At 72.5% G+C, this 14,032-nt stretch carries 10 protein-coding genes; 3 read left to right on the top strand and 7 right to left on the bottom strand.

The window, feature by feature from the left end; translation table 11 throughout:
• Nucleotides 1-7 precede the first annotated feature (7 nt).
• Together O5O46_RS13440 and O5O46_RS13435 are read right to left on the bottom strand one after the other, a co-directional pair.
• Nucleotides 8-1,714 carry a hypothetical protein gene (locus O5O46_RS13440; protein WP_269855618.1) on the bottom strand — a complete coding sequence of 569 codons (1,707 nt, stop codon included), beginning with the start codon at nucleotides 1,712-1,714 and terminating at the stop codon, nucleotides 8-10.
• A 325-nt stretch (nucleotides 1,715-2,039) separates the two neighbouring features.
• Nucleotides 2,040-3,422, bottom strand: coding sequence for a transcriptional regulator (locus O5O46_RS13435; RefSeq protein ID WP_269855617.1), 1,383 nt, complete (start codon nucleotides 3,420-3,422; stop codon nucleotides 2,040-2,042).
• A 275-nt stretch (nucleotides 3,423-3,697) separates the two neighbouring features.
• Between O5O46_RS13435 and O5O46_RS13430 the strand changes: the two genes are divergently transcribed.
• A complete protein-coding gene (locus O5O46_RS13430) occupies nucleotides 3,698-4,354 on the top strand; it encodes a bifunctional DNA primase/polymerase (protein ID WP_269855616.1) in 657 nt (218 codons plus the stop codon).
• Between the two features lie 37 nt (nucleotides 4,355-4,391).
• On the opposite strand, the gene O5O46_RS13425 is transcribed toward O5O46_RS13430, so the two are convergent.
• Nucleotides 4,392-5,270 (bottom strand): alpha/beta fold hydrolase, encoded by an 879-nt coding sequence (locus O5O46_RS13425; protein WP_269855615.1) that lies wholly within the window; start codon nucleotides 5,268-5,270, stop codon nucleotides 4,392-4,394.
• Nucleotides 5,271-5,742: 472 nt separating this feature from the next.
• Nucleotides 5,743-6,438 carry a metal-dependent transcriptional regulator gene (locus O5O46_RS13420; protein WP_269855614.1) on the bottom strand — a complete coding sequence of 232 codons (696 nt, stop codon included), beginning with the start codon at nucleotides 6,436-6,438 and terminating at the stop codon, nucleotides 5,743-5,745.
• A gap of 139 nt (nucleotides 6,439-6,577) precedes the next feature.
• Here O5O46_RS13420 and O5O46_RS13415 point away from each other — a divergent pair, with 139 nt between their 5' ends.
• A complete protein-coding gene (locus O5O46_RS13415; protein ID WP_269855613.1) occupies nucleotides 6,578-7,333 on the top strand; it encodes an SIS domain-containing protein in 756 nt (251 codons plus the stop codon).
• Between the two features lie 5 nt (nucleotides 7,334-7,338).
• Here the strand turns inward: O5O46_RS13415 and O5O46_RS13410 are convergent, their stop codons facing one another.
• Nucleotides 7,339-8,631, bottom strand: a complete 1,293-nt coding sequence (locus tag O5O46_RS13410; RefSeq protein ID WP_443072534.1) for a PAS domain-containing protein — start codon at nucleotides 8,629-8,631, stop codon at nucleotides 7,339-7,341.
• Between the two features lie 342 nt (nucleotides 8,632-8,973).
• Nucleotides 8,974-9,597 (bottom strand): pyridoxamine 5'-phosphate oxidase, encoded by a 624-nt coding sequence (gene pdxH / locus O5O46_RS13405; protein ID WP_269855826.1) that lies wholly within the window; start codon nucleotides 9,595-9,597, stop codon nucleotides 8,974-8,976.
• Between the two features lie 338 nt (nucleotides 9,598-9,935).
• Between pdxH and O5O46_RS13400 the strand changes: the two genes are divergently transcribed.
• Entirely contained in the window at nucleotides 9,936-11,036 is a 1,101-nt protein-coding gene (locus O5O46_RS13400) for a citrate synthase 2 (protein WP_269855611.1), read from the top strand.
• A 71-nt stretch (nucleotides 11,037-11,107) separates the two neighbouring features.
• Here the strand turns inward: O5O46_RS13400 and O5O46_RS13395 are convergent, their stop codons facing one another.
• Nucleotides 11,108-13,921: an FAD-binding and (Fe-S)-binding domain-containing protein gene (locus tag O5O46_RS13395; RefSeq protein WP_269855610.1), complete on the bottom strand. Its 2,814-nt coding sequence runs from the start codon at nucleotides 13,919-13,921 to the stop codon at nucleotides 11,108-11,110.
• Nucleotides 13,922-14,032 lie beyond the last annotated feature (111 nt).

The raw sequence follows: 14,032 nt of genomic DNA, 5'->3' as shown, positions 1-14,032 counted from the left end.
GGAGCCGCTACAGATCGGTGAACTGCCGCTGGGTCAGGCCGTACTGGCCGGCGATCGGGTTCCACAGGTCGGCGGCCTTCTTCTTGGCGAAGGTGGCCCGGCCACTCGCCGCGTTGCCCTTCTGCGCGGCCGGAGTGCCCTTGGCGTGGCCCTTGTCGCAGCCCTTCTTGTCCTTCGACACCTGGTCGCCCCAGTCCGCGTAGTCGTTGTCCGCCTCGGCGGACGCCTTCCAGGCGGCGGTGAGCTGCTTGACCAGCTCGTCGTGGTTGGGCAGCTTGTCCAGGGTCAACTGGTCGAGCCTGGTGATCAGTTGGGCGCGCTGGCTCGCGGCGGTACGAAGGTCCGCGGACGACTGGCCCATGTTGGAGCAGGACTTGATGGAGGCCACCGCGCTGATCACAGTGGCACGGCTGCTGTTGCTGTCCTTGAGCAGCGAGTCGAGCTGCTTGGCCTGCGCCTGCGCCGCGTCCGCCGCGCCGTTGGCGCCGCCGCCCGCCGCGGGCGAGGCGACGCCCGCCTTCTGCTGGTCGCCGCTGTTGTCGCTGCCACCGCTGAGCGCGGCGCCGACCGCGACCCCTATGACGGCGAGACCGGCGACCCCGATGCCGATCATGGCCATCGGCGAGAGCTTCCCGAACTTCGCGCGGCGCTCGGGCGCGTCCTGCCCGAAGTCGCGTGCGGGCTGCTGGGTGTACGGCGGCTGCGGCGGCATGCCGTTGCCGTACGAGGGGGAGTGCGGCGGTCGCGCGGCGCCGGGGTCGCCGTCCTTGCGGTACAGGAAGTCGTAGTCGTCCCTGGCCTGCGGCGGTGCCTGCTCGGCGTGGTGCGCCGTCGCGCCCTGCGGCTGGGACTGCCACGCCTCGTTGAAGCGCGGGAGTTGCTCGGTGGCGGGCGCGCCCGGCTGCTGCGGCGTCAGCAGCTGGGTGCGCTCCTCCGGCGGCTGGTCGCCCGGGGCGCCCGGCCGGATGGAGTACGGCGCGGCGCTGGGCATCGGCGGCGTCTGCACACCAGCGGCGGGCGGCTGCGCCGGCGGCGGCGGTACCGGCGTCTGGAACTGCTGCTCCGGCGGCAGTGGTTGGCGCAACTCGGCGGCCTGCCGCGGAAGTTCGACGGGCTGCTGCCGCATCGGCGCGATCAGCTGCGTCTTCTCCGACTCGCCGTCGGGCGCGGGCGGTTCGGCACCCGGTGCGGCCTGGGCCTGCTGACCGTACGGGGTGAGCAGCTGCGTCGCCTCTGACTCCTGGGGGTACGGAGTGAGCAACTGAGTGGCCTCGGACTGCTGACCGTAGGGCGGCAGGAACTGGGTGGCCTCGGACTGCTCACCGTAGGGCGGCAGGAACTGGGTGGCCTCGGACTCCTGGCCGTGCGGCGGTACGGCGTGGGGCGCCTCGGACTGCTGGCCGTAGGGCGGAAGCAGCTGGGTGGCCTCACCTCCGCCCGGGTGCTGGGGCACGCCGTGCGGCGGCTGGAAGCCCTGGGGGGACTGCGGCTGGGACGGCTGCTGCGGAGCGTGCTGCGGGGCGCCCCACGGCTGGCCGGGGGCGGGCTGCACCACCTGGTTCGGCTGCGGCCACTGCTCGCCGTGCTGTTCGCCGTGCGCGGGCAGCACGACGCCCTCGCGGGCCTCGGGCACCGCCGACGCCTGCGGCTCGTGTGGAATCGGCATCGGCCGGTACGCGCCGTCCGCCGCCTCTTCTCCCCGCCCGCTCTGCATCACCGGAACTCCTGCCTGCTGCGTAACTGTGGCCGTTAGGGACACGCCCCGGGTGGAGCTGAGTCCCTGACCCCCGACCGGCCCTTCGGAACGTCGGCTCACGCTACCGGGTCAATTCCAGTCCCCACTACGCACCCGTGTGAGTGACCGCACAGTAATGTGCTGACGGTCACTCGCGGGCCCGGCACACGCTCCAGGAAATCGCAGCATGCAGCGCCTTCCGTAACGGCGGAAGGCGTCGGTATAGCGGTCCCGTAACAATTGGAGCGTCCCGGCGGGGGACGGGGGCGCGCCCCGAGACATTCCTCACCCCGCCGGGACCGCGTCACGCCGCCAGCTCACTCTCCTCAAGTCGCGCCCCGAACTCCCTTACCACCGGCTCGTCCGAGAACGGTTCGATACGGCGGCGGAAGTCGTCCAGGTACTCCGCGCCCCGGTTGGAGCGCAGCCCGCCCAGCAACTCGACCGCCTGCGCGGCGGTATGGCAGGACTGCTCCACCTCCCGGGCCTGCACCTGCGCGGAGGCCAGCACCAGCAGCCCTATCGCCCGCCGCCGGGCACGGGTCGGCGGATGCCCGGCGAGCGACTCCTCGGCCCGGCGCATCGCGGGCCCCGGCTGGTCCAGATCACGGTGGCAGTGCGCCAACTCGTCGGCCAGATAGGCCTCGTCGAAGTGCGCGATCCAGTCCGGATCGTCCTCCGGAACGCTGCGGCCCAGGGCCTCCACCGCCCGTCCCGCCACCGTCTCGCACGCCCTGGCGTCACCGAGCAGGGCGTGGCCACGCGCCTCCGCCGCGTAGAACATCGCCTGCGCCGTGGGGGTGACATGGCCGCGCGCGCCCTCCTGAGCGGCCCTGGCGAGTTGCGCGATCTCCCGGGGGTTGCCGAGCGAGGCGGCGAGATGGCTCATTCCGGCCGCCAGCACGTAACCGCCGTAACCGCGGTCACCCGCGGCCTGCGCCAGTCGCAGCGCCTGGATGTAGTACCGCTGGGCGAGGCCGGGTTGACCGGTGTCCACCGCCATGTACCCGGCCAGTTCGGTCAACCTGGCCACTGCGGCGAAGAGTTGGCGGCCGGTCGCCTCCCGGTACGAACCCGCCAGCAGTCCGGAGACGACGCTGTTGAGGTAGTGCACCACGATCGGGCGGACATGGCCGCTGCCGAAGCGGTGGTCGAGGTCGACCAGCGCCTGCGTCGTCGCCCGTACCGCCGCCACGTCCGCGGCGCCGACCCGCGGTCCGCCGCTGCGCGAGACCAAGGTGTCCGGACCGGTGATCAGCCAGTCACGGCTCGGCTCGACCAGCGCCGAGGCCGCCACCGTGGACCCGGTCAGGAAGTCGCGGCGCCCCACGTCGCTGCGCCACAACTCGCAGGCCTGCTCCACCGCGCCGAGCACGGTGGGCGCGAAGTGCAGACCCACGCCGGAGGCCAGGTTCTTGCCGTTGGCCATGCCGATCTCGTCGATCGTCACGGTGCGGCCGAGCTTGCGGCCCAGCGCCTCGGCGATGATCGCCGGCGCCCGGCCGCGCGGCTGCTGACCTCGCAGCCAGCGCGCCACGGAGGTCTTGTCGTAGCGCAGATCGAGGCCGTGCTCGGCGCCGCACATATTGACGCGGCGAGCCAGGCCGGCGTTGGAACATCCGGCTTCCTGGATCAGCGCTTGCAGCCGTTCGTTCGGCTGTCGCGCCACCAGTGGTCGGGCGGCCATCGTCGTCCCCCCTCTGTACCTAACGGTGTCGCAGCCGGGTCGCTCCCCGTGCTGCATGATCTCTGCCCACCGGAGGCGGGCAGTTATGCCGCTTTACGGCTCTTTATCGGTACTTTGCGCAATGAGACGTGCCACCGTGCCGTCAAGGAACTACCCACCCCCGGAGCCGGTCCCCCGTGCGCGCCCCCAACCGTGCACCTGTGCGCCCCGCGTGTCCCACCCAAGAGGGAACGGGGCCTCCGTAACCCTTGCTGACAAGGGAAGTTGTGCATCGCGTGGAAGACACCATCGGAGCCCCGCAGCCGCTCGCCGTAACCGAACACCTGCTGGAGGCGGCGGTGCGATACGCGGACGAGCGGCACTGGGACGTGTTCCCCGGCAGCTGGCTTGAGGACAACGGCGGCGTCCTGCGCTGCTCCTGCGGCTTCAGCGGCTGCCCCGCGCCCGGCGCCCACCCCACCCGCACCGACTGGCCGGGCCAGGCGACCGGTAGCGGTGTGGCGGTACGCCGGATGTGGTCCAGAGAGCCACGCGCCTCCGTACTGCTGCCCACCGGCCGGAGTTTCGACGTCATCGACGTGCCGGAGGTGGCGGGCTGCCTGGCCCTGGCCCGGATGGAACGGATGGAGCTACCGCTCGGCCCGGTCCTGTCCACGCCCAACCGCAGGCTGGTGTTCTTCGTCCTGCCCGGCGCCAGCGCCAAGGTCCCGGACCTGGTACGGCGGTTGGGGTGGCCGCCGTCCGCGCTGGACATGGTGGTCCGCGGGGACGGGGACTACGTACCGGCGCCGCCGAGCCGGATGGGCCGGGGGTCCGTGCAGTGGGCGCGGCAGCCCACCGCGTTGAACCGCTGGCTGCCGGACGCCGAGGAGTTGATCAGCCCGCTCGCCTATGCCTGCGGCCGGGAGGCCGCCGCCCAGCGGGACCGCTGAGGCGGTGGCGGCTGCCGTGGCGCCGTCCGCTGAGGCGTCAGCGGACGGTGCCGGCCAGGAACTCCTCCAGGGTGTGCTGCCAGGCGTCCGGCTGGTCCCACGGGACGAGATGGCCGGCGTCCGCTATTTCGGCGTACGAGCCGTGCGGCAGCACGCGGACCATCTCCTGGGCCTCGGCCCGGCCCAGTTCGCCGTCCCAGCCGCGTACGACAAGGGTGGGACAGCACACTTGGGCGAGTTCGTCCCAGTGCGCGTCACGCATCCACGGCTCGCGGGAGTCAAGCATGTGCCGGAAGGAGAACTGCGGCCACCAGCCGCCGGAGCGCTCCTCCATCACCTCGGTGTAGAACGCCCCGCGGGCGGGCCGCGGCCGCTCCAGCGTGGGGTCGTCGGCGCCGAACCACCTCCGCACGTCCGCCAGTGCGGTGAAGGGCAGCGGCCACGAGGCGAACCACTGCTCCCACTCCCGCTGGCTCGCCTCGCCGAGCGCCGAGGCCCGCATGTCGCAGATGACCAGGGCGCGCACCAACTCGGGGTGGCGGGCGGCGAGTTGCCAGGCGGTGAGCGCGCCCATGGAGTGGCCCACCAGGACGACCGGCGCCAGGCCGAGTTGCTCGATGGCGGCCAGTACGTCAGCGATGTACGCCTCGCGGGTGTACGGGCCGTCCGGCTTGGCGGAGCGGCCGTGGCCGCGCTGGTCGAGCGCGACCGGGCGGTAGCGGGCGGCCAACGCCCGGGCGGTGGGCGCCCAGTGCGCGGCGCGCCCCGTCAACCCGTGCAGCATCAGCACCGCGGGGCGCGGAACCTCGCGCGCCTCCGGCGGCGCGGATCCGTCATGCGGCTTGTGCTGGTCTGTGAAGTCCCAGGCGGCGAGCCGCACGCCGCCCGCTCCGGACACCTCGACACGACGAACCATCGATCCGGCACCCCCGGGTCAACCGTCCTGTCCGGCCCGGTTGGCCGAACGCACCCACCGTATCGAACTCACCTTCGAAGAAGTGGGTATGGCGCTTAACACCGCCCTTTCGAGTGACAAGGCGAGGGTGTGCTTTGGAGGCCCTGCGGGGAGTACTTCCAGCAGGGAGGGATCGTCCCCCGCCGGGTGAGGGGAAGGACCCGGAGAGCTCGGGGTTCCGGGTACGGCACCCGGGGGACGAGGGGGAGGAGGGCCCCGGCATGCGCCGGGGCCCCATCCCGTTCCGGGACGCTTCGCTCACCGGGGCTGCGAGTACCTTTCCGCACACCCCTTCGGGGTTCGCACTCCCGACCCCACGCACACCCGGCGCCACAGGCAGGCCAAGCCGGACGGCCAACGGGTGGGCGGAGCGATCCACCCACCCGGGCGCAGTGGACGGAAACCGTGTCACCGGAACCGCCGAGCGCGAGTGCTACCGCTTGGCGACGAAGACGTGGCCCGCCACGTCCTGGCTCAGCTCGGCCGCCTCGCCACCGGAGCCGACCAGGACTCCGCCGGGGGACGCGGTGACGCTGACGACCGCCCCCGGCTGGATGCCGGCCCGCCGCAGCGTGTACATCAGCTGCGCGTCCGTCTGGATGGGCTCGCCGATCCGCCGCACCACCACGGTCTTGCCGTCCGTGCCAGGGTCCAGGTCGACCAGGCTGACCGTCCCCTCGTCCAGGAACGGATCGGCCTCCGCCTTCTCCCCCAGTTCCTCCAGGCCGGGAATCGGGTTGCCGTACGGCGACTCGGTGGGGTGCCGCAGGAGTTCGAGCACCCGCCGCTCCACCGCCTCGCTCATCACGTGCTCCCAGCGGCAGGCCTCGGCGTGCACCTGCTCCCACTCCAGGCCGATGACGTCGACCAGGAGGCACTCGGCGAGCCGGTGCTTGCGCATGACGCGGGTGGCGAGCCGCCGCCCCTCCTCCGTCAGCTCCAGGTGCCGGTCACCCGCGACCTGCACCAGGCCGTCCCGCTCCATCCGCGCAACCGTCTGGCTGACCGTCGGACCGCTCTGGTCCAGCCGCTCGGCGATACGGGCGCGCATGGGGACCACACCCTCCTCCTCAAGCTCCAGGATGGTGCGGAGATACATCTCCGTCGTGTCGATGAGGTGTCCCGACATACGTGCCCCTCAATAGCTCGTGCGGTGGCCCTGCTGACAATTCTGACGCATCCCACCGACAACGCGGCCCGCTCGCGGTTGACAGCCCATACCGGAAGGCTCCACCGTGATCGGCGACCTAGGAGCGGAGGACGGCGACATGGCGGCTGACGATCTCGCCGGACAGTACTTCGACGCGGCCATCGCCCTGCTGCGCCGGGTACGCGACGAGGACTCCGAGAGCATCGCCGACGCGGGCCGACTGCTCGCCGAGGCGGTGGAGGGGAACGCCCGGATCTTCGTCTTCGGCGCCGGTCACTCCTCGCTCCCGGCGCAGGACGTGGTGTACCGGGCGGGCGGGCTGGCCCTGATGAACCTGCTCGCGGTGCCCGGCGTGATCGGCGTGGACGTCGTGCCCGCCACCCTCGGCAGCGCGCTGGAGCGGGTCGACGGGCTCGCCGCGGCCGTACTGGACACCAGCCCCGCGGAGCCGGGCGATGTGCTGATCGTCATCTCCCTGTCCGGCCGCAACGCGCTGCCGGTCGAGATGGCGCTCAACGCCCGAGCGCTGGGCCTGAAGGTCATCGGCGTCACCTCGCTGGCGTACCCCGAGCAGACCAGGTCGCGGCACTCCTCGGGGACATATCTGAAGGACCACTGCGACGTGGTGATCGACAGCAAGATTCCGGTCGGCGACGCGGAGCTGACCGCGGAGGGCGTCCCGGCGCCGTTCGGCCCGGCGTCCACCGTCGTCACCAGCGCCCTGCTCCAGGCGGTGGTGGCCACCGCGGTCGGAGAGCTGGCCGAGCGCGGCCACACCCCGCCGCTGCTGCGGTCGGGCAACGTGGACGGCGGCCACGAGTGGAACGGGCGGATCCTGGCCGAGTACGGCGACCGGATCTTCTACCGGCGCTGAGCCGCCTAACGCCGCCGGTTCAGCAGCGCCGCCATGTCCAGCGCCGCGGCGACCCTGGCCGCCACGTCCTCCGCGAACGCCGCGTCCGCACGGTCGAACGGCCGCCGTCCCGCACCCCGCAGGAACGTCACCACGCCCAGCGTCCGCCCCCGGCTGCGCAGCACCGAACACAGCCCGTACACCGTCCCCTCCGGCCAGCGGCGGGACGCGGCCTTCTCCGGTGAGAGGTCCGCCGACCGCACCGAGCCGAGCCGCTCGACGGACTGCAGCGCCGGATGCCCCTCCTCGTACGGCACCGGGATGCCGCCGGAGGCGATCGGCAGGCACGGCCCCGGGCCGCCCGCCGTCCCGGCCGCCCGCACCAGCTTGCCGCCCGAGCCCATCACGTCGATCAGGCCCTCGTCGGCGAAGCCCGCGAGCGCGTAGTCCAGATACCCGGTGGCCGCCTCCATGGGGTCCTCGCACTCGGCGCCCGCGTTCGCCGCACGGCGCAACTGGTTGGTGCGGAACCGGAGTTGGGACGCCTCCTGCTCGGCCAGCTTCGTCTCCGTGATGTCCTCGAACAGCCAGCCGACGCCGAGCGGCACAGGTTCCTCACCGAGCGGTGAGCCGAGCCGCACGAAGCCGCTGCGCCAGCAGTGCCGCTGGGCGCCCGGCGCGTCCGCGCGCAGTGTCACCCACAGGTCGAGCGGCGCGGTCGGCGGCCCCTCGGAGAGCACATGGTGCAGCGCGCTCTCCAGTTCCTCGACGCCCTGGTCCAGCACCTCGCCGAGCGGACGGCCGAGCAGCGCCTCCCGGTCGGTGCGCAGCGCCCGCGCGGCACATCCGTTGACGACGGCGGGCCGCAGGTCGGCGTCTATCAACACCACGCACCAGGGCGCCTCTTGGAACAGCGCGTCACTGAGCGCGATGGACCGCTCCAGGTCGATCTGCGCGTGTACCTCGGAGAAGGCGCAGTACACGCCGGCGGGCTGCCCGTCGGGCGCGGTGACGGCCGCGGTCTGGGCGCGCACGAGGACGCGATGGCCGTCCTTGGTCAGCAGCGCGAACTCATGGACCTGGCGGCCCGGCCCCTTCATCACCCCGAGCAGCCGGGCCATCAGCTCGTCGGCGTCGGCGCTGCGCACCGCCCAGCCCGCCAGTCCGCGGCGGCCGACGGCGTCGTCGGTGGTCCAGCCGAGGATCCGGGCCGCCTCGGTGTTCCAGTGGGTGACCAGGCCGTCCTGGTCGAAGGCGCACAGAGCGGCGTCCATGCTTTCTAGGAGGGCGGCGAGTAGCTGCTCGTCGCCTCCGCTCAGCGGCTTCGCGTGGGCGTCGGAAGGCTGCACATCTCCCCATTCAACCCCCCTGTGACGCAGCCCACAGCGCGTTCGCGAAAATCAGTTGTCTCCCGCCGGTGGCCTTCTTAGGCTGGCGGTACACGGAGAGGAGGTGGTCCGAAGAATGATTGACTATCGGACGCGTGAGGTGACTGCGGGCTGACGCCGCGCACCTCGCCTGCGAGTCGTGCGCCGCAGGCCTAATCCAAAGCAGTCACCCGACCCGCGGGCTACCGGACCTCGTCCGACCGGTCCTGGAGGCGCCTCCAGGCGGCAGCCCGCGGGTCGCCGCTTTTCCGGGCCGCGCCTTCCCGGTGCCGCCTACGGGCACAGCCGCTCGATCCGCCAGCCCTCCGCCTCGCGGACGTACACCAGCCGGTCGTGCAGCCGGTTCTCCCGGCCCTGCCAGAACTCCACCTGCTCCGCGTCGACCCGGTAGCCGCCCCAGAACGGCGGCGCCGGAACCCGCTCGCTCTCCGGATAGCGGTCGGCCAGCTCCGCGTACCGCCTTTCCAGTTCCGCGCGCGACCCGATCGGCGCCGACTGGTCGCTCGCCCACGCGCCCAGTTGCGAACCGTGCGGACGGCTGCGGAAGTACGCGACCGTCTCCTCCCGTGTCACCTTGACCACCGGGCCGCAGATGATCACCTGCCGGGCGATCGGGTGCCAGGGGAAGAGCAGCGAGGCGTAAGGGTTCTCCGCCAGGTCGCGGCCCTTGCGCGAGGTGTAGTTGGTGAAGAAGACGAAGCCGCTGGTGTCGTAGCTCTTGAGCAGTACGGTGCGGGAGCTGGGGCGCCCCGACGCGTCGGCCGTCGAGACGACCATCGCGTTCGGCTCCGGCAGCCCGCTGCTCGCGGCGTCGGCGAACCAACGGGCGAACTGCTCGTACGGGCAGGCGGCGAGTTCGGGCGCGTCCAGTCCGGCGGCCCGGTACTGCTTCCGCATGGTGGCGGGGTCGGGGTGGGGCACCCGCACATCTTGCAGCACGGAACGCGGCCGGTGCGTGGCCGGGGCAATGCTCACCCGGGCGGGTGACACCGCACGTCAGGGCGGTTCGGCACGGGGCCGGCAAGCCGCCACCCCGGCCAAGGTGACGCAGTGTGCCGCACGTCACGCTTCCGGTCACGTAGCGAAACCGACAGAATCGCCCCTGGACCGCTGTGACCTCTCGACATCAACAGATATCTTGCTGCGTTCCCCTCGGCAGGGTGAACCACCACCCGAGCAGGGCATGACCGAGGTGTCACCAGCCACTCGTCGACCACATCAAGAGGAGCCGCCTGATGTCCGACTTCGTACCCGGACTCGAGGGAGTCATCGCGTTCGAAACGGAGATCGCCGAACCCGACAAGGAGGGCGGCTCGCTGCGCTACCGGGGCGTCGACATCGAGGATCTGGTCGGCAGCGTGTCGTTCGGGCAGGTGTGGGGTCTGCTGGTGGACGGCAGCTTCAACCCCGGTCTGCCGCCCGCCGAGCCGTTCCCGATCCCGGTGCACTCCGGTGACATCCGGGTCGACGTGCAGTCCGCGCTGGCGATGCTGGCGCCGGTGTGGGGCCTGAAGCCGCTGCTCGACATCAGCGCCGAGGAGGCGCGCGACGACCTCGCACGGGCGGCGGTCATGGCGCTGTCCTACGTGGCGCAGTCGGCGCGTGGACAGGGGCTGCCGATGGTGCCGCAGCGCGAGATCGACAAGGCGGAGACCGTTGTCGAGCGGTTCATGATCCGCTGGCGCGGCGAGCCGGACCCGCGGCACGTCAAGGCCGTGGACGCCTACTGGACGTCGGCCGCCGAGCACGGCATGAACGCCTCGACGTTCACCGCCCGGGTCATCGCGTCCACCGGTGCCGATGTGGCCGCCGCGCTGTCCGGCGCGGTGGGCGCGATGTCGGGGCCGCTGCACGGTGGTGCGCCGTCCCGGGTGCTCGGGATGATCGAGGAGATCGAGCGCACCGGTGACGCCGTCTCGTATGTGAAGAAGACGCTGGACAAGGGCGAGCGGCTGATGGGCTTCGGCCACCGTGTGTACCGGGCGGAGGACCCGCGTGCCCGGGTGCTGCGGCGTACCGCCAAGGAGCTGGGCGCGCCGCGCTACGAGGTCGCCGAGGCGCTGGAGAAGGCGGCGCTGGAGGAGCTGCACAACCGGCGTCCTGACCGGGTGCTGGCCACGAACGTGGAGTTCTGGGCGGCGATCATGCTGGACTTCGCGGAGGTTCCGGCGCACATGTTCACGTCGATGTTCACCTGCGCGCGCACCGCCGGGTGGAGCGCGCACATCCTGGAGCAGAAGCGGACCGGCCGACTGGTGCGCCCGTCGGCGCGGTATGTGGGACCTGGTCCGCGCAGCCCGCGCGACGTCGAGGGATACGGGGAAGCCGTTCACTGACCCCGCGGGGCGCATTGCGCTCCCCTTCCGCCGCACCCACGCCGCGGGGGGGCGCCCGCCGCTGCGGCGGGTCAGTGGTCGGGGGCAAGCCCCCGAACCGCCAGGGCGTTCGCCAGGACCTCCGCCAGGTGGTGGGCGTTGGCGCCCGCCAGTTGGGCCAGTTGGGTGCGGCAGGAGTAGCCGTCCGCCAGGACCAGGGCGGTGGCGGGGGCGTCGCGTACCGCGGGAAGCAGTTGCTCGGCGGCGCAGGCGCGTGACACCTCGTAGTGGCCGCGTTCGAAGCCGAAGTTGCCGGCCAGACCGCAACAGCCGCCGGACAGCTCGCCGGTGAGCCCCGCCCTGGCGCGCAGCCGGCGTTCGGCGGCGTCCCCGAGCACCGCGTGCTGGTGGCAGTGCGTCTGGCCGACGACCGGGCGGTCGACGCGCGGCGGGGTCCAGTCGGGCGCGTACTCCTCAAGCGTCTGGGCGAAGGTCCGTACCGAGGAGGCCAGACGCCTGGCGTCCTCGGAGCCCAGCAGTTCGGGCAGGTCGGTGCGGAGCGCCGCCGTACAGCTCGGTTCCAGGCCGACGATGGGCAGCCCGGCGGCCAGTGCGGGCCGCAGCGTGTCCAGGGTGCGGCGCATCACGCGGCGGGCGTGGTCGAGTTGGCCGGTGGACACCCACGTCAGCCCGCAGCACACCGGTTCCGGTGGCAGTACGACGCGCAGCCCGGCCGCCTCGAGGACCCGGACGGCGGCCGAACCGGCCTGCGGGCTGAGGTAGTTGGTGAAGGTGTCGGGGAACAGGACGACGGCGCCTCCCGTACCCCCAGCCCCCTGGTGCGTGCGCCACCAGCGGGTGAAGGGCTGAGGGGCCAGCGGCGGAATGTCGCGTTCCGGGGCGATGCCGCCAACTCGCCTGGCCAGCAGGGACAGCGGCGTAGCCGCCGCCGCGTTCAGCAGCGGCGCCATCCGCAGCGCCGCCGCGGCGCGCAGCCACACCGGCAGCCAGCCCATGGAGTAGTGCGCGGCCGGGCGCCGCCGCCGCGCGTAGTGGTGGTGCAGGAACTCCGCCTTGTACGTGGCCATGTCGACCCCGGCCGGGCAGTCCGAGCGGCACCCCCTGCACGACAGGCACAGGTCCAGCGCCTCCCGTACCTCCGGTGAACGCCAGCCGTCGGCCACCACCTCGCCCGCCAGCATCTCGTGCAGCAGCCGGGCCCGCCCCCGGGTGGAGTGCCGCTCCTCACCGGTGACCCGGAACGACGGGCACATCACCCCGGAACCGGCCTGTGGATCCCGGCACTTGGCCACACCCACGCACCGCCGTACCGCGGCCGAGAAGTCACCGCCGTCGTGCGGATAGCCGAACTCGACGTCCACCGGGCGCTTAGGCAGCACCGCGAAGCGCAGCCCCTCGTCGAGTCGGGCGGGACACACCAGTACGCCCGGGTTCATGCCGTCCGCCGGATCCCACAGGTCCTTGAACCGCCGGAAGAGATCCACCAGTTCGGGCCCGTACATCAACGGCAGCAGTTCGGAGCGGGCCCGGCCGTCGCCGTGCTCACCGGAGAGCGATCCGCCGTGCGCCACCACCAGCCGCGCCATGTCCTCGGAGAACCGGCGGAAGCGGGCGACGCCCGCCGCGCTCGACAGGTCGAAGTCGACGCGGACATGGACGCAGCCCTCGCCGAAGTGCCCGTACGGTGCTCCACGCAGACCGTGTTGGGCCAGCAGTTCGCGGAACTCCCGTAGATAGCCGCCGAGTCGGGGCGGCGGCACCGCGCAGTCCTCCCAGCCCGGCCAGGCCTCGCCACCGTCCGGCAACCGGGTCGCCAGGCCCGCGGCGTCCTCCCGCACCCGCCACAGCGCGCGCTGCCCGCCGGGTTCGGTGACGACGACGCTGTCCACGGCCCCGTCCCGCAGCGCCGCCCGGCACAACTCGTCCGCCCTCGCCCGCACTTCGGCGGTCGAGTCGCCGCCGACCTCCAGGAACAGCCATGCCCCGCCGCCCGGCAGCAGCCGTGCGGCGCCACCCGCGACATCGGCGGACATGCCCTCCACCGTCAACGGGCGCAGCGGCAGCAGCCCGGGTGCGGCGTCGGCCGCGGCGCTCTCGTCGGCGTAGCCGATCACCGCCAGCGCTCGTACCGCGGGCGCCGCCACCAGCCGTACGGTGGCCGAGGTGAGCACCCCGAGGGTGCCCTCGCTGCCGGTGAACGCGCGCGCCAGATGGCCGCCCTTCTCCGGCAGGAGCTGGTCGAGCGCGTAACCGGAGATCCGGCGCGGCAGGTCGGGGAAGCCGGTACGGAGTACGGCCAGGTGACCTGACGTCAGTTTCTCGACGCCGTCCCGGAGCGCGCCGGGCAGGCCGTCGGTTCCCCTGGCCAGCCGCAGCCGCTGGCCGCCGTAGGTCAGGACGTCCAGCGTGTGCACGTTGTCGGCGGTGGTGCCCCAGGCCACGGAGTGCGCGCCGCAGGAGTTGTTGCCGATCATGCCGCCGAGCGTGCAGCGGCTGTGCGTGGCCGGGTCGGGACCGAAGGTCAGGCCGTGCGCGGCCGCCTGCCGCCGCAGCTCGTCCAGGACCACGCCCGGCTGTACGACGGCGGTGCGAGCCGCCGGGTCGACGGCCTCGACGCGGTTCATGTACCGGGTGAAGTCCAGCACCACACCGGTGCCGATCGCGTTGCCCGCGACCGACGTACCGCCGCCGCGCGGCACCACGGGCACCCCGTGCTCCCGGCACACCTCAAGCGCCGCCGCGACGTCGTCGGCGTCCCGTGGCGCTACCACGCCGAGCGGCACCCGCCGGTAGTTGGAGGCGTCCATGGTCACCAGCGCCCGACTCGCCGCGTCGAACGCGACCTGCCCACGGACGGCTTCCTCCAGGGCGCGCAGCAGGGTCATGTCCTTAGCGTGCCCCGTGATCAGCGTCTTGATCACCGGCGAGGGAGGATTTCCGGCGACCCGGCCACCGCGGACACCCGTGTCTCATCCGCTGGAACACCGGTCGGCAAG

The organism is Streptomyces sp. RPT161 (assembly GCF_027533845.1).
Taxonomy (GTDB): domain Bacteria; phylum Actinomycetota; class Actinomycetes; order Streptomycetales; family Streptomycetaceae; genus Streptantibioticus_A; species Streptantibioticus_A silvisoli_A.
Note: the sequence above shows the minus strand (reverse complement) of the source record. Positions and strands in the feature narration are given on the sequence as shown.

Excerpts from the sequence above, each read along its gene's own strand:
- O5O46_RS13440 (WP_269855618.1), bottom strand. The coding sequence starts at position 1,714 with ATGCAGAGCGGGCGGGGAGAAGAGGCGGCGGACGGCGCGTACCGGCCG.
- O5O46_RS13435 (WP_269855617.1), bottom strand. The coding sequence starts at position 3,422 with ATGGCCGCCCGACCACTGGTGGCGCGACAGCCGAACGAACGGCTGCAA.
- O5O46_RS13425 (WP_269855615.1), bottom strand. The coding sequence starts at position 5,270 with ATGGTTCGTCGTGTCGAGGTGTCCGGAGCGGGCGGCGTGCGGCTCGCC.
- O5O46_RS13420 (WP_269855614.1), bottom strand. The coding sequence starts at position 6,438 with ATGTCGGGACACCTCATCGACACGACGGAGATGTATCTCCGCACCATC.
- O5O46_RS13415 (WP_269855613.1), top strand. The coding sequence starts at position 6,578 with ATGGCGGCTGACGATCTCGCCGGACAGTACTTCGACGCGGCCATCGCC.
- pdxH (WP_269855826.1), bottom strand. The coding sequence starts at position 9,597 with ATGCGGAAGCAGTACCGGGCCGCCGGACTGGACGCGCCCGAACTCGCC.
- O5O46_RS13400 (WP_269855611.1), top strand. The coding sequence starts at position 9,936 with ATGTCCGACTTCGTACCCGGACTCGAGGGAGTCATCGCGTTCGAAACG.
- O5O46_RS13395 (WP_269855610.1), bottom strand. The coding sequence starts at position 13,921 with ATGACCCTGCTGCGCGCCCTGGAGGAAGCCGTCCGTGGGCAGGTCGCG.